Source organism: Bradyrhizobium sp. CSS354 (assembly GCF_029051725.1).
Lineage (GTDB): Bacteria > Pseudomonadota > Alphaproteobacteria > Rhizobiales > Xanthobacteraceae > Bradyrhizobium.
On record NZ_JAACFU010000015.1, the window covers coordinates 42,662 to 56,934 of the forward strand.

General features: G+C 64.5%; 13 protein-coding genes. 5 read left to right on the top strand and 8 right to left on the bottom strand.

Features of this window, described 5'->3' with window-relative positions:
• Nucleotides 1-237: 237 nt before the first annotated feature.
• From GWG67_RS28720 to GWG67_RS28730, 3 genes are all read left to right on the top strand, one after another.
• Complete coding sequence (locus GWG67_RS28720; protein ID WP_275172698.1) at nucleotides 238-1,416, top strand: acetyl-CoA C-acetyltransferase; 1,179 nt, start codon at nucleotides 238-240, stop codon at nucleotides 1,414-1,416.
• A 240-nt stretch (nucleotides 1,417-1,656) separates the two neighbouring features.
• On the top strand, nucleotides 1,657-2,382 hold the full coding sequence (gene phbB / locus GWG67_RS28725) for an acetoacetyl-CoA reductase (RefSeq protein ID WP_275172699.1): 726 nt from the start codon (nucleotides 1,657-1,659) through the stop codon (nucleotides 2,380-2,382).
• 129 nt (nucleotides 2,383-2,511) lie between these two features.
• The gene (locus GWG67_RS28730; RefSeq protein WP_275172700.1) at nucleotides 2,512-3,381 is read left to right on the top strand and encodes a DMT family transporter; all 870 of its coding nucleotides are present in this window, start codon (nucleotides 2,512-2,514) and stop codon (nucleotides 3,379-3,381) included.
• Nucleotides 3,382-3,663: 282 nt separating this feature from the next.
• Here the strand turns inward: GWG67_RS28730 and GWG67_RS28735 are convergent, their stop codons facing one another.
• The 3 genes from GWG67_RS28735 to gloB all read right to left on the bottom strand — a co-directional run bounded on the left by GWG67_RS28735 (nucleotide 3,664) and on the right by gloB (nucleotide 5,636).
• Complete coding sequence (locus GWG67_RS28735; RefSeq protein WP_275172701.1) at nucleotides 3,664-4,347, bottom strand: flavin reductase family protein; 684 nt, start codon at nucleotides 4,345-4,347, stop codon at nucleotides 3,664-3,666.
• Nucleotides 4,348-4,422: 75 nt separating this feature from the next.
• A complete protein-coding gene (locus tag GWG67_RS28740; RefSeq protein WP_275172702.1) occupies nucleotides 4,423-4,845 on the bottom strand; it encodes a cupin domain-containing protein in 423 nt (140 codons plus the stop codon).
• A gap of 23 nt (nucleotides 4,846-4,868) precedes the next feature.
• Entirely contained in the window at nucleotides 4,869-5,636 is a 768-nt protein-coding gene (gloB, locus tag GWG67_RS28745; protein ID WP_275172703.1) for a hydroxyacylglutathione hydrolase, read from the bottom strand.
• Between the two features lie 108 nt (nucleotides 5,637-5,744).
• On the opposite strand from gloB, the gene GWG67_RS28750 reads away from it, so the two are divergent.
• A complete protein-coding gene (locus GWG67_RS28750) occupies nucleotides 5,745-6,491 on the top strand; it encodes a class I SAM-dependent methyltransferase (protein WP_275172704.1) in 747 nt (248 codons plus the stop codon).
• A 71-nt stretch (nucleotides 6,492-6,562) separates the two neighbouring features.
• On the opposite strand, the gene GWG67_RS28755 is transcribed toward GWG67_RS28750, so the two are convergent.
• The 5 genes from GWG67_RS28755 to GWG67_RS28775 all read right to left on the bottom strand — a co-directional run bounded on the left by GWG67_RS28755 (nucleotide 6,563) and on the right by GWG67_RS28775 (nucleotide 13,643).
• On the bottom strand, nucleotides 6,563-7,354 hold the full coding sequence (locus GWG67_RS28755; RefSeq protein WP_063992452.1) for a DUF4167 domain-containing protein: 792 nt from the start codon (nucleotides 7,352-7,354) through the stop codon (nucleotides 6,563-6,565).
• Between the two features lie 462 nt (nucleotides 7,355-7,816).
• The gene (gene prmC / locus GWG67_RS28760) at nucleotides 7,817-8,698 is read right to left on the bottom strand and encodes a peptide chain release factor N(5)-glutamine methyltransferase (RefSeq protein WP_275172705.1); all 882 of its coding nucleotides are present in this window, start codon (nucleotides 8,696-8,698) and stop codon (nucleotides 7,817-7,819) included.
• Nucleotides 8,699-8,705: 7 nt separating this feature from the next.
• Nucleotides 8,706-9,791, bottom strand: coding sequence for a peptide chain release factor 1 (prfA, locus tag GWG67_RS28765; RefSeq protein ID WP_275172706.1), 1,086 nt, complete (start codon nucleotides 9,789-9,791; stop codon nucleotides 8,706-8,708).
• Between the two features lie 58 nt (nucleotides 9,792-9,849).
• Nucleotides 9,850-12,117, bottom strand: a complete 2,268-nt coding sequence (gene ptsP / locus GWG67_RS28770) for a phosphoenolpyruvate--protein phosphotransferase (protein ID WP_275172707.1) — start codon at nucleotides 12,115-12,117, stop codon at nucleotides 9,850-9,852.
• A gap of 269 nt (nucleotides 12,118-12,386) precedes the next feature.
• Entirely contained in the window at nucleotides 12,387-13,643 is a 1,257-nt protein-coding gene (locus tag GWG67_RS28775; RefSeq protein ID WP_035973494.1) for an aspartate kinase, read from the bottom strand.
• A gap of 149 nt (nucleotides 13,644-13,792) precedes the next feature.
• Between GWG67_RS28775 and GWG67_RS28780 the strand changes: the two genes are divergently transcribed.
• The gene (locus GWG67_RS28780) at nucleotides 13,793-14,260 is read left to right on the top strand and encodes a PH domain-containing protein (RefSeq protein ID WP_035973495.1); all 468 of its coding nucleotides are present in this window, start codon (nucleotides 13,793-13,795) and stop codon (nucleotides 14,258-14,260) included.
• The last annotated feature ends 13 nt before the right edge of the window (nucleotides 14,261-14,273 follow it).

Genomic DNA, 14,273 nt, shown 5'->3' on the forward strand with positions numbered 1-14,273 from the left:
GCAACGCAACAAAATAAGCATTTTCAAAGGGGTCACGCTACCGTTTTGTGCGCCACGGTTAATCGGGCAGCAAAAACGTGCTTGCGAAAGCGCCAAGAACGCTATTTTGAATGCGCTGCGGGATGAATTCGGCCGCCGGCCGATTGACATGCCTCAACGACGTTAACAGGATGCCGTCCGAGACTGGCGAGCCGTTTCCCCAGCCCCGTCTGCCCCCATACAACCCAGGAGATGCCCATGTCAGACGATGTCGTCATCGTCAGCGCCGCCCGCACCCCGGTCGGAAGCTTCAACGGAGCGTTCGCAACCCTTCCCGCCCATGATCTCGGGGCCATCGCCATCAAGGCCGCGCTGGAGCGCGGCGGCATCGAGCCCGGCCGGGTCTCCGAAGTCATCATGGGCCAGATCCTGACCGCCGCCCAAGGCCAGAACCCGGCCCGTCAGGCTTCGATCAATGCCGGCATCCCGGTCGAGAGCCCGGCCTGGGGCGTCAACCAGCTCTGCGGCTCGGGTCTGCGCACCGTTGCGCTCGGCTATCAGGCGCTGCTCAACGGCGATTCCGAGATCGTGGTCGCCGGCGGGCAGGAATCCATGAGCATGGCTCCGCACGCCCAGTATCTGCGTGGCGGCGTCAAGATGGGTGCAGTCGAATTCATCGACACCATGATCAAGGACGGCCTGTGGGACGCCTTCAACGGCTATCACATGGGCAACACCGCCGAGAACGTCGCGCGGCAGTGGCAGATCACCCGCGCCCAGCAGGACGAGTTCGCGGTCGCCTCGCAGCAGAAGGCGGAGGCCGCGCAGAAGGCCGGTAAATTCAACGACGAAATCGTTCCCGTCACCATCAAGGGACGCAAGGGCGATGTCGTCGTCAGCGCCGACGAATATCCGCGCCATGGCGCAACGGTCGACGCGATGGCGAAGCTCCGTCCCGCGTTCGAGAAGGACGGCACGGTCACCGCGGGCTCTGCGTCCGGCATCAATGACGGCGCTGCCGCCGTCGTGCTGATGACCGCCAGGCAAGCCGCCAAGGAAGGCAAGAAGCCGCTCGCGCGCATCGTGTCCTGGGCGCAGGCGGGCGTCGATCCGAAGATCATGGGCTCTGGCCCGATCCCGGCCTCGCGCGCCGCGCTGAAGAAGGCCGGCTGGAATGTCGGCGATCTCGACCTGATCGAGGCCAACGAAGCCTTCGCGGCGCAGGCCTGTGCGGTCAACAAGGATCTCGGCTGGGATACTTCCAAGGTCAACGTCAACGGCGGCGCGATCGCGATCGGCCATCCGGTCGGCGCCTCCGGCGCGCGCGTTCTGGTGACACTGCTGCACGAAATGCAGAAGCGCGATTCGAAGAAGGGGCTCGCCACGCTGTGCATCGGCGGCGGCATGGGTATCGCGATGTGTGTGGCGCGCGACTGAGATAGTTGACGCATCATTTGCGCGTGCGCTGCACGCGTTGCTGAGTGCGTTGCACGCGATTAAAAAGGCAGCGGTTGCAAATCAAATATTCTTCGCAACCGTACAAGCCTCGACTAAAGAGAAACGCCCGGCTCGACGCCGGGCGTTTTGTTCTTGATGTCCGTCAAACGTCCCCCATAATCCGCACTTAAAAACGATCACTCAGAAACGTCCGAAGAGTCCAAGGGAAGGAAATACGATATGGCACGTGTTGCATTGGTGACGGGTGGTACGCGGGGCATCGGAGCTGCAATCAGCAAGGCGCTGAAGGCGGCTGGCTACAAGGTTGCGGCGAGCTATGCCGGCAATGATGCGGCGGCGGAGAAGTTCAAGGCCGAGACCGGCATCGCGGTCTACAAATGGGACGTCAGCAATTTCGATGCCTGCGCCGAGGGCGTGAAGAAGGTCGAGGCCGAGGTCGGCCCGATCGACGTGCTCGTCAACAATGCCGGCATCACCCGCGACACCGCCTTCCACAAGATGACCCTCGAGCAGTGGAACGCTGTCATCAATACCAACCTCGGTTCGCTGTTCAACATGACGCGTCCAATCATTGAAGGCATGCGTGCGCGCAAGTTCGGTCGCATCATCTCGATCTCTTCGATCAACGGCCAAAAGGGACAGTTCGGCCAGGTCAACTATTCCGCGGCGAAGGCCGGTGACATCGGTTTCACCAAGGCGCTCGCGCTCGAGAACGCCAAGGGCGGCATCACCGTCAACGCGATCTGTCCCGGCTACATCAACACCGAAATGGTGCAGGCCGTGCCAAAGGACGTCCTGGAAAAGAACGTGATCCCGCAGATCCCGGTGAACCGGCTCGGTGAACCGGAAGAGATCGCGCGCGCGGTCGTGTTCCTGGCGGCGGATGAGGCCGGCTTCATGACCGGCTCGACGCTGACCATCAACGGCGGCCAATACCAAGCCTGATGACGCCAATTCTCTCGGCTGGACGTCGCTGAGCCAAATGCCTGTAGCTTCAGGCGCGACAAGGCGATAGTGAAGACGAAAATGCCCGGCCTTGTGCCGGGCATAAACGTCCTCAGAGCCTTTTGATCGATGACTCCCCGCACGGCAACGCTGATCGGACTGACCGCGATCCTGATGTGGTCGCTGCTGTCAGTGATGACGGTGGCGACCGGAAAAATCCCGGCGTTCCAGCTCGCCGCGATGACGTTCGCGATCGGCGGTCTGGTCGGCCTGCTCACTTGGATCGGCCGCGGCGAGGCGGCCAAAAGCCTGCGTCAGCCGCTGGCCGTGTGGACCGTCGGTGTGGGCGGACTGTTCGGCTATCACGCGCTGTATTTCCTCGCGCTGCGTTTCGCGCCGCCGGCGGAAGCGGGTTTGCTCAACTACCTCTGGCCGCTCCTGATCGTGCTGTTCTCGTCGTTGCTGCCGGGCGAGCGGCTGGCCGCGCATCACATCGTCGGCGCCATGCTCGGCCTCGTCGGCACCGTGCTGCTGTTCGCCGGCAACACCTCCGGCTTCACACCGGAGCAATTGCCGGGATTGGCCGCGGCCTTCATCGCAGCGTTCGTGTGGGCAACCTATTCGGTGCTGTCGCGGCGCTTGAAGGCAGTGCCGACCGATGCGGTCGCCGGATTCTGCCTCGCCACCGCGGTGCTTGCCGCGCTGATGCATGGACTGCTTGAAACCACCGTATGGCCGGACACCACGCTGCAATGGCTTTCCGTCATCGCGCTCGGCATCGGTCCCGTCGGTGCTGCGTTCTACGCCTGGGACATCGGCATGAAGCGCGGCGACATCCGCGTGCTCGGCGCCGCCTCCTATGCGACGCCGCTGCTCTCAACCGGCTTCCTCATCGCCGCGGGGTTTGCCAATGCTAGCGCCAACATCGCCATCGCCGCGATCCTGATCGCCGGCGGCGGCCTGATCGCCGCGAAGGACATGGTGCTGCGGAAGCGATGAGGCGCTCGTTCGCCATACTGCTGATCTCGATGCTCACAGCTCCGGGCGCCGTGGCGCAAGTCAGCGCGGCGCCCGAAACATTCACCGGCGTTTATCGGAACGAGCACGCGAATGGCCGGCCCGAGACCGTTACGATAAGCGATGGAAAATCCTTCATTGAATTGACAGAGGAAGATTATCGAGCCGGTGGTTATCGGCCGGCCTATGAGAGGCTTCCGGCGAGGTTTGTTCGTCGAATACCCGTGCGGAAGCCCACTCCAGCCGACCAGGATTGATCCGCAGCTAAAGCGCCGGCTGCCAACCCGGCGGCCGATACATCGCCTCCGGAATCTGTCCGAGTTCGGAGCGCTGCAAGCGTTGTGGCATTAGGCCGTAGAACTCCTGGAAGCTGAGGATCAGCGGCCGCCATTTGTCCGGATCGATGCGGTTGCTTGCACCGTCCATCATGATGTTGGGATGCGCATGCACGCGGGTAATGCGGACCTCGATCGCGGCCAGATGGCCGCGAAAGACCTGATCGTCCTGCGCCATCTCGTGCATATGCGCGACCTTGGCTTCCATCTGCACGGGGCACTCGGCCGCGCGTGGTGCGCCGACCGTTTCGCCTGCCAGCGCTGTCAATCCGCAAACGCTGAACTTGTCCTTTTCGTGCCGATAGCCGCGATAGAGTTTGCCGGGCGGCACCGGAGCCGATCCCGTGGTCCGTGCGAGGCGATCGACCGCGGCTACGAGATCGGCGGACGGCAGATTGAGCACGCATTCGCCCGTGCGAATCATGTTCTCGGTGGTCTTGGAATTTCGGGCCAGTCCCAGCATGCAGCGCCACCCGACCCACCATGCCGACGACATCGGCGCGAGATTGGAAGTGCCGTCTTCATTGGTTGAGCCGATGAGGACGACGGGCGTGCCGAAATACAAAATGGCCGGGTCGATCTGGACGGCGGCGGGGCCGAGTGTTCCGTGCATCGTGCGCTCCTGTTCGCTGGAAGCGCTGTCCTAAGGCGTGACGCGGACCGAACCCACCCGATTCCAGATTGAGATTCAGGGCTCCCAGCCCTTCGGCGCGAGCTCGAACTTGGCGAACTCGAAGGCGGGTGCCACGGTGCAGCCGACCAGGGTCCACTCGCCGGTGGTCTCCGCCGTCTGCCACGCATCGGCCGGCACGATCGCCTGTGGCCGCTCGCCGTTCAACAGATCCGTGCCGAGCCGCACCTCGTGCTGCGAGCAGCCGTCGTGCGCGATGCGCAGCGTCAGCGGGCTGCCGGCGTAATAGTGCCAGCTCTCGACAGCATCGATGCGATGCCAGTGCGAGCGCTCGCCGCGCGCCAGCAGGAAGTAGATGAGCGTCGAGCGCGCGCGGCCGTTGAGGTCCGTGGTTTGGTCGCGAAACGTCTCGCGATAGTGCCCGCCTTCGGGATGCGGTCGGAGTTCAAGGCGCGCGATGATCTCGGCTGCGGTCGGCATTGATCCCCGTCAGGATTTGCTCTTCAAGACTTGTTCTTGCGCTCGCGCAGTTCGCCGAACACCGCGGTGGCATCCGCGCCCTTCATGTGCAGCCTGGCTGCGATCGACGGTTCGTCGGCGCGTAGGAACACGTTTGTCCGCTTCTCGTCACCGAGCAGCGAGGGAATGGTCGGTTTGTTCTCGGCCCGCAGCCTCGCCACCTCCGCCGCGCGCGCCTGCAGCGCCGCATTGTCGGGATCGACGGTCAGCGCGAACTTGACGTTGGACGCCGTGTATTCATGGCCGCAATAGAGCTTGAAGTCGTCGGGCAGGGCACGCAGCTTCAGAAGCGAATCCCACATCATCGGATAGGTGCCCTCGAACACGCGGCCGCAGCCGATCGAGAACAGCGTGTCGGCGGCGAACAGCGCTTTCTCGGTGTCGAACACGTAGGAGATGTGGTCGAGCGTGTGGCCGGGCGTCTCCAGTACACGCCCCAGCAAGCTGCCGACCTTGACGATTTCGGCATTGGCGACGCGCAGGTCAACGTCTGCGATCTTAGTCGTCTTGTCATGCGGCGCGACGACGCGGCAATTGTATTTCTGCTTGAGTTCGGCGACCCCGCCGACATGATCGCCATGATGATGGGTGATCAGGATGTCGGTGAGCTGCCAACCCTCGCGCTCGAGCGCCTTCAGGATGGGACCGGCCTCCGGCGCGTCGATCGACGCCGTCGCCTTGGTTTCCACATCGTGGATCAGATAACCGAAATTGTCGTTTAAACAGGTAAAAGTACGAATTTCGGCGGCCATGTCATCTCCATCGCGCTCAGCTCCGTCAGACAAATATGGCGTTAACGTTGCGCAGGCAATGCAATATTCCGCGCGCGGGGGCCGCCTCGTGCATGTTACATTGCGGTCATGACCATTGATGTCGTTGACCTCCGCGAGTTCTACTCCCGTCGCCTCGGGATTGTGGCGCGGCAAATGATCAATCGCGGCATTCGGGAGCGCTGGCCGCGCGTCGACGGCCAGCGCGTGCTCGGCTTCGGCTATCCCACGCCCTATCTCGGGTTGTTCCGCGAGGATGCGGAGCGCTGCATTGCCTTCATGCCGTCGGCCCAGGGCGTCCTGAAATGGCCGACGGGACGGCCGGCGCTCGCCTCGCTGGTGGATGAGTTCTCGATGCCGCTTCCCGACGCCGCGGTCGATCGCATCCTGCTGGTCCATGCATTGGAAATGTCGGACGATCCGGCCGCGCTGCTGCGCGAGGTGTGGCGCGTGCTGTCGCCGTCCGGCCGCATGATTGCGGTCATCCCGAACCGGCGCGGGGTGTGGACCCGCACCGACAGTACGCCGTTCGGTCACGGCCGGCCCTATTCGCGCTCGCAGATCACCGACCTGTTGCGCCAGACCTGGTTCACCCCGACCACTTGGGGCGAGGCGCTGTTCATGCCGCCTTATGCCGGCGGCTGGGTGCTGAAATCCGCGCAGATGTGGGAGCGCGCCGGCGCCGCGCTGTCGCTGCCCTTTGCCGGCGTGCACATCGTCGAGGCGACCAAGCAGGTCTACCGCGCGATCCCCGCCAAGCGCGAGCGGGCGCGGCTGATTCCCTCGCTGGCGAAGCCGGTGCTGGTACCGTCCTCGACGACGGCGACGCGCAGCTAAAAACAAATCGTCCCGGACATGCCGGGACGATTCAGGTCAGGGTATCTGGCGCAAGATGTCCGGCGAAAGGTTTACTCGCCGGGGGCCACTTCGTCGCTCGAGGCGGCCGGAGCGGCTTCGCGCTCGGGGCGCGGGCCATTCGGCCGGCGGCGCCGCCGCGGAAAGCGCTCGCCACCACCACCCTCGAAGCCGGCCTGGCCGGGCGCGCCACCGCTCACCTGCGGTTGCGGGCCGGTGATGAAAGAGGGCAGCCGATCGACGCTGACAGCGTCGGCGACGACGGGCTGGGGCTGATTCAGCGGCAGCGGTTGCGGCTGGGGCTGATATTGCGGCTGCGGACGATGGTCGCGTTCGCGATGCTCGCGCGGCTGCTGGTTGTCGCGCTGATAGTGGTTGTCGCGGGGCTGATGATCACGCGGTTGATGATCGCGCGGGCCGTCGCGGTCGCGCGTGAAGGGCTGCGGCGGCGGCTGTGGGACAAAGCCCGGCTCCTGGCCGAAATTCGAGAAATTCTCGCCGTCGTCCTCGCCGTCGTCGCCGCTGCTATTGCTGATGGGCTCATCGCCGCGCGGCTGCTGGTTCTGCCGGAACTGTTCCTGAGCCGTCGCGATCAGGCGAAAATAATGCTCGGCATGCTGGTAGTAGTTCTCGGCCGCAACGGGGTCTCCGGAGGAGCGCGCGTCGCGCGCGAGCTGGAGATACTTTTCAGCAATATGCGAAGCCGTGCCGCGGATCTTGATGTCGGGTCCGTTGGACTCGTAGACCCGGGTCATCGGGTTCTGGCCGCGCCGGTTATTATTGTTGTTATTGTTATTATTATTGTTGCGGTTGCGCATCCGCTGCTTGTTCTGACCGTTTCTCATGTCCTGCCTTTAATTCCAGCCCTAAAGGTTGCACGCATTACTGATTGCCGAGAGTGACCTGGTGACAGCGGTTCACATCGCTTGCGCGCAACCGCACGCAAGAGCGGATTGATCCCTGCCGATGTTCGTCGACCGTCGCGTTCAACAAAAGACGCGTTCCCCACCGCCAGCATCCATCGCCAGCGAACCCATTCATATCGCCTGCCGAAACAAGCCCTGCTTTGTTGCGTAAGTCTTCAAGCGCAATATCAGGCTTTCGTTCACGTTGCGGTCGGTAAGCAGCGCAGCTCAAATGGCCATCGCGCTCAACAGGACCTGCGGCTTGGAACCATTATCAGTAAGCTCTCGCCCGAGAGCCCGGCTTTCGCCCGTAGGTCTACGGGGCCGGCACCGATGTGTTGATCGGAAGGTAGTCGTTCCCAAGGGATATTCCAAGAGGTTTTTTGCAGCCCAATCCGGCTTTTATGGGGGCATTTTCCGGGCCGAAACCGCCCGCGGTATGCCCGCCAGATCGGCCTTGGGCGGCCTGTCCACGACCAACGCGGCAGCCGTCATCAAGGTTTCAATATTCCGGGCCTGGCCCTGTCCGGCCTCGACGATCAGTGCTCCGCCGGGGGCGAGACGTTCAGCCGCCTGCGGGATCAGGGCCCGATAGGCGTCGTAACCGTCATTGCCGCCATCGAGCGCCAGATGTGGATCGTGCTCGCGCACCTCGATGCTCAGTTTCGGAATTTCGGCCGACGAGATGTAGGGCGGGTTCGACACGATGAGATCGAACGGGCCGCGGAGCGCGGCTGCGTAGGAGCAGGCGACGAAGCTGGCGCGGTCGGCGAGGCCCAGAGCCGCGGCGTTGTCTCTGGCGGTCTTGAGCGCGGTCAGACTGAGATCGGTGCCGACGCCGGAGGCGCCGGGAATTTCGTGCAGCAACGCGAGCAGGATGGCGCCGGATCCGGTGCCGATATCAGCGATGCGGATCTGATGAGAGGCTTGCCGCTCGCGAAGGATTTCGAGCGCGAGTTCGACCACGGTCTCGGTATCGGGACGCGGCACCAGCGTTGCTTCCGACAGACGAAACGGCAGGCCCCAGAATTCACGTGTGCCGAGAATGCGGGCGACCGGCTCGCCGGCGATGCGGCGCCCGGCATATTGCGCGAGCCGCGACGTCTCGGCTTCCGCGAGCAGGCGGGCGGCCTGCGCGATGAGGCCCGTGAGATCAAGTCCGAGTGCCGCGCCGAGCAGGATACGCGCGTCGAGCTCGGCTTCTTCGAGCTGCGCCGATCTCAGTTGCGCGGCCAGCGCGCGCCGCGCGCTCTCAACGGATAATCCGGTGAAGGGATTGCTCACGCGCCGGTCACGCCGCCGCGCCCTGGGCGGCGAGCTGCGCGGCCTGGTGCTCGGTGGTCAGCGCGTCGGTCAATTCGCCCAGCGCTTCGCCCGCCATCACCTGCGGCAGCTTGTAGAGCGTCAAATTGATGCGGTGATCGGTGACGCGTCCTTGCGGGAAATTATAGGTGCGGATGCGCTCGCTGCGATCGCCGGAGCCGACCTTCTCCTTGCGCTCGGCCGAGCGCGCCGCGTCGAGGCGCTGCTGCTCGGCGTCGTAGATGCGCGAACGCAGGATGTTCATGGCGGAAGCGCGATTCTTGTGCTGCGAGCGGCTGTCCTGCATCATCACCACGATGCCGGTCGGGATGTGGGTGATGCGGATCGCCGATTCCGTCTTATTGACGTGCTGGCCGCCGGCGCCTCCGGCGCGCATCGTCTCGATACGCAAATCATCGTTCCTGATCTCGACATCGACCTCCTCGACCTCGGGCATCACGGCGACGGTGGCGGCGGATGTGTGGATGCGCCCCTGCGTCTCGGTGTCCGGCACGCGCTGCACCCGGTGCACGCCGGACTCGAACTTCAGCTTCGAGAACGCGCCGCGGCCCTGCACCTCGGCGATGATTTCCTTATAGCCGCCGACGCTGCCCTCGCTCGCCGAGATCACCTCGACCTTCCAGCCCTGCAGGGCCGCGAAGCGCTCGTACATCCGGAACAAATCGCCGGCGAACAGCGAAGCCTCGTCGCCGCCGGTTCCGGCGCGGATTTCCAGCACCACGTTGCGGTCGTCCATGGCGTCCTTCGGCAGCAGCGCGACGCGGATCTTCTGGACCAGCTCCTCGATCTTGGGCGTCAGCTCGTCGCGCTCGGCTTCCGCCATGCTGCGCATCTCCGCATCGGTCGCGGGGTCGGCGATCAGCGCTTCGGTGTCGGCGAGCTCCTTGACGGCCGAACGATAGGTTTTGACCGCCTCGATCAACGGCGTGAGCTCGGCGAGTTCACGGGTGATCTGCACATAGCGTTCGGAGGCGAGCTGACCGAGCGATTCGGCCTCCAGCGAGGCGTGATGCGCGAGCAGGACGTCCAGTTTGGCTTCGGGGAGTGACGACATCGGTTCAGTCTCAAAAATGCGGAAAAGGGCGAGGCGGCGGGAAGGGGCGACAGGCCCGCTACAACGCCAGGCCTTCGGCCTCGGCAAATTCCGTCAGCTTCTGCCGGATCGAGACGCTGCCGGCGGGCGCGTCCAGCAACGGACCGAGCATCGCTTCGGCCTTCTTGGCGTCAAGATCGATCACCATCGCCTTGACCGGGCCGAGCGCGGTGGCCGAGAGCGACAGCGAGCGATAGCCCATCGCGATCAGGGCGAGTGCTCCGATCGGCTTCGAGGCCATCTCGCCGCAGAGCGACAGCGATTTCTTCGCGGCTTGCGTCTTGCGCGCAATGTCGCGCAGCGCGCGCAGGATCGGCGCCGACATGGTGTCAAAGCGCTCGGAGACTTTTGCGTTGCCGCGGTCGACAGCGAACAGGAACTGGAACAGATCGTTGGAGCCGACCGAGATAAAGTCGACCTTCTTCAGGAGCTCGTCGAGCTGATAGAGCAGCGCCGGCACCTCGACCATGGTGCCGATGTCGATTCTTTCAGGCAGCGTGTGGCCGTGCTGGCGCAGATAGGTCAGCTCGCGTTCGACCAGCGCCTTCGCCGAATCGAATTCACCCACCTCCGAGATCATCGGGAACATGATGCGCAGCGCGCGGCCGCCGCCGGCGCGCAGCAGCGCGCGGATCTGGCCGCGCAACAGGCCGGGACGGTCGAGCCCGAGCCGGATCGCGCGCCATCCGAGCGCGGGATTCTCCTCGATCACCGCCTCCATGTAAGGCAGCGCCTTGTCGCCGCCGATGTCGAGGGTGCGGAAGGTGACCGGCTTCGTGCCGGCGGCATCCAGCACGGTGCGATAGAGCGCGAGCTGGTCGCTGGTGCGCGGCAGGCTCTGGCCGACCATGAATTGCAGCTCGGTGCGGAACAGGCCGATGCCGGCGCTGCCGGTGTCTTCGATGTGCGGCAGGTCGATCGCGAGACCCGCATTGATCATCAGCTCGACCTTCTGGCCGTCTTTGGTGACGCAGGGCAGGTCGCGCAGCGCCAGATACTGCGCCTGGCGGCGGGCGCGGAAGCGCACGCGCTCCGCAAAGGCCGCCTCGACCTCCTGCGATGGGCGCACATAGATCATGCCGGAGGTGCCGTCGACGATGACGGCGTCGCCGGGATCCGCGATACCAGGCGCGTTCGGGACCTCGCCGACCGCGGGAATGCCGAGCGCGCGCGCCACGATCGAGACGTGAGAGTTGGCGGTGCCTTCCTCCAATATGATGCCGCGCAGGCGCTTGCGGTCGTAGTCGAGCAGCGCCGCCGGGCCCATCGCGCGCGCGATGACGATGGCGTTGTCGGGCAATTGTTCGCGTGAAGGCGCGTGATCCTGGCCGACCAGCTGCCGCATCAGGCGATAGCCGAGATCCTCGAGATCATGCAGCCGGTCACGCAAATAGGGATCGGTCGAGCGCAGCATGCGCGCGCGGGTGTCGGATTGCACACGCTCGACGGCGGCTTCCGCCGTGAGGCCGGTGGCGACCGCCTCGTGCAGCTTGTGCGACCAGCCCTGGTCGTTGGCGAACATGCGGTAGGCTTCCAGCACCTCGCGATGCTCGCCGCCTTCCGCCACGTCGCCGCGCTCCAGCATGCGATCGAGATCGGCGCGCAGCTTGGCGAGTGCGGTGTCGAGCCGCTTGATTTCCTTCGGCAGGTCCTCGGCGATGTAGTCCTTGATGACGACGCGCGGCTCGTGCAGCACGACATGGCCGAGTGCGATGCCTTCCGACAGGATGGCGCCGACCTTCTGCGCCGAATGACGCGCCGCGGGCTCATGGCCCGGCTGGGCCAGCGCAGACAGCTCGCCGGAGGCGATCAGCTCCGCCAGCACCATCGCTGTGGTCTGAAGCGCCTCGAGCTCCTCCTCGACATAGTTGCGCTTGGCGCGGTTCTGCACCACCAGCACGCCGAGCGTGTTGCCGGCGCGCAGGATCGGCACGCCGAGGAAGGAGTGGTAGATTTCTTCGCCGGTCTCCGGGCGGAACGAGAAGGCCGGATGGCTCTGCGCATCGCTCAGGTTGAGAGGGGTTGCCTCGCTGGCGACCAGGCCGACAAGGCCCTCGTGGGCGCTGAGCACGGTGTGGTGCACCGCCTCGCGGTTAAGGCCTTCGGTGGCATAGAGCTCGAGCGTGTTGTCGACGCGCAGCACATAGACCGAGCACACCTCGGCCACCATGTTGGCGGCGATCAGCACCACGATCTTGTCCAGCCGCTCCTGGGCCGAGACCTGCTCCGCCATGGTTTCGCGGAGCCGTCTCAACAAGACGCGGGGACCTCCCGACGCGCTCCGCATGAACCGTCAATCTCCTCCGTCTGCCGGGGCCGAAAGGACCCGCGGCGGCTCGCCCAGAAATCCAGAAAAACAACAAATTTGCTCGTCCGGCCCCGGCCCCGGCGGTTGCCTGGGCCGAATCAGCACCGCCTCAACTGGGGCACAGTTTCCGGCAGCCCACCCTGTTCGCCGTATAGCGAATTGGGGCTTGTTTTGCCAAGCAAAACGCCTGCCAAACGCGAAAGTGTGGAGACCTTAGCGTTTGCTGCGACCGCTAAGAGAAAATTAGCCTAAGCTTGATCGAGACCGTAGAGCGTGTGCAGCGTGCGCACCGCAAGCTCGGTATAGGCGGTGTCGATCAGGACCGAGAATTTGATCTCGGAGGTTGTAATGGCCCGGATGTTGATATTCCGTCCTGCGAGGGCCGAGAACGCCTGGGCGGCAACGCCTGCATGGCTGCGCATGCCGCTGCCGATCACCGAGATCTTGGCGACGTCGGTCGCGGTGTCGAGCCGGGCATAATTGATCTGGCTCTTGGCCGCGGTGATGGTCTCCTTGGCCCTGGTGTAGTCGGCGGCCGGGACCGTGAAGGTGAGATCGGTGGTCTTGCCGTCCTCGGAGACGTTCTGCACGATCATGTCGACGTTGATGTTGGCATCCGCGAGCGGGCCGAAGATCGACGCTGCCACGCCGGGCTTGTCCTCGATCTGGCGCACCGAGATCTGGGCCTCGTCCTTCGAAAAGGCGATGCCGGTGACGACGTGGCTTTCCATGATCTCCTCCTCGCTGCAGATCAGCGTGCCGGGCGGCTGGTTGGCATGCGGGTCGATATCCTCGGGCTTGTCGAAGCTCGAGCGGACGAAAATCGGCATGTTGTGGACCATGCCGAGTTCCACCGAGCGGACCTGGAGCACCTTGGCGCCCTGGGAGGCCAGCTCCAGCATGTCTTCGAACGCGATCTTGTCGAGCCGGCGCGCCTTCGGCACGATTCGCGGATCGGTCGTGTAGACACCGTCGACGTCGGTGTAGATGTCGCAGCGGTCGGCTTTGACGGCGGCGGCGATCGCCACGGCCGAGGTGTCGGAGCCGCCGCGGCCGAGCGTGGTGATGCGGTTGGTCTCGGGGTTGATGCCCTGGAAGCCGGCGATCACGGCGACTTCCTTGCGCTCCCTGAAGCGCTTGATGATCTCGCTGCCGTCGATGCCCTCGATCCGGGCCGAGGCATGGGCGTCGCTGGTCTTGATCGGGATCTGCCAGCCCTGCCAGGAGCGGGCCTGGATGCCCATGCCCTGAAGCACGATGGCAAGCAGGCCGGACGTCACCTGTTCGCCCGAGGCGACGACGGCGTCGTATTCGCGCGCGTCGTGCATCGGCGAGGCCTCGGTGCACCAGGCCACCAGCTCGTTGGTTTTCCCCGACATCGCCGAGACGACCACGGCCACTTCATGGCCGGCGTCGACCTCACGCTTCACATGGCGTGCGACGTTGCGGATACGTTCAATGTTGGCGACGGATGTGCCGCCGAATTTCATCACGAGGCGGCTCATGACGACGCGTGCATTCCCTCATAAGGATAAGTATGGTGACCCGCGCTGGACGGGTGCCTGCGATACCGACCGCGCGTATACAGAGCGGCGGGGCCGGGGGCAAGCGGGTTCCTGCGCAGGCCAATCCGGGCAATGGGTTAATCGAGGTCATGGCGCGTTATATCGACGAGATCCTGCAACCGGGCGAGCGGGTGCTGTATTCGACCAATGCGCACTGGATCTTCTATTTGCCGGCGATCCTGGCCTGGATCGTGGCGCTGGCCCTGTTCGTCCTGTCCCGGCAAACCATCGTCGAGGGGCTCGTGCTGCTCTGCCTCGTCGCGGCCGGCCTGGTGGCTCTGGCGGCGCTGTACTGGACCGTGAAGGGCTGGTTCCATCGCTTTACCACCGAGACCGACGTGACCAATTTGCGGATCGTGCACAAGACCGGCTTCATCAAGCGCCGCACCTTCGAGATGGCGCTGGACAAGGTCGAGAGCGTCGATGTGAATCAGACCATTCTTGGACGCATTCTCAACTATGGCGACGTCACCATCAATGGCGTGGGGGAAGGCCGCGAAACCATCCGCACCATCGCCTCGCCGCTCGCCTTCCGCAGTTCGATCACCACGCGGTAGGACCGCGCGCAAC

Excerpts from the sequence above, each read along its gene's own strand:
- prfA (WP_275172706.1), bottom strand. The coding sequence starts at position 9,791 with ATGTCGTCACTCCCCGAAGCCAAACTGGACGTCCTGCTCGCGCATCAC.
- GWG67_RS28755 (WP_063992452.1), bottom strand. The coding sequence starts at position 7,354 with ATGAGAAACGGTCAGAACAAGCAGCGGATGCGCAACCGCAACAATAAT.
- GWG67_RS28775 (WP_035973494.1), bottom strand. The coding sequence starts at position 13,643 with ATGAGCCGCCTCGTGATGAAATTCGGCGGCACATCCGTCGCCAACATT.
- GWG67_RS28740 (WP_275172702.1), bottom strand. The coding sequence starts at position 4,845 with ATGCCGACCGCAGCCGAGATCATCGCGCGCCTTGAACTCCGACCGCAT.
- GWG67_RS28720 (WP_275172698.1), top strand. The coding sequence starts at position 238 with ATGTCAGACGATGTCGTCATCGTCAGCGCCGCCCGCACCCCGGTCGGA.
- GWG67_RS28730 (WP_275172700.1), top strand. The coding sequence starts at position 2,512 with ATGACTCCCCGCACGGCAACGCTGATCGGACTGACCGCGATCCTGATG.
- phbB (WP_275172699.1), top strand. The coding sequence starts at position 1,657 with ATGGCACGTGTTGCATTGGTGACGGGTGGTACGCGGGGCATCGGAGCT.
- GWG67_RS28780 (WP_035973495.1), top strand. The coding sequence starts at position 13,793 with ATGGCGCGTTATATCGACGAGATCCTGCAACCGGGCGAGCGGGTGCTG.
- gloB (WP_275172703.1), bottom strand. The coding sequence starts at position 5,636 with ATGGCCGCCGAAATTCGTACTTTTACCTGTTTAAACGACAATTTCGGT.
- GWG67_RS28750 (WP_275172704.1), top strand. The coding sequence starts at position 5,745 with ATGACCATTGATGTCGTTGACCTCCGCGAGTTCTACTCCCGTCGCCTC.
- GWG67_RS28735 (WP_275172701.1), bottom strand. The coding sequence starts at position 4,347 with ATGCACGGAACACTCGGCCCCGCCGCCGTCCAGATCGACCCGGCCATT.
- ptsP (WP_275172707.1), bottom strand. The coding sequence starts at position 12,117 with ATGCGGAGCGCGTCGGGAGGTCCCCGCGTCTTGTTGAGACGGCTCCGC.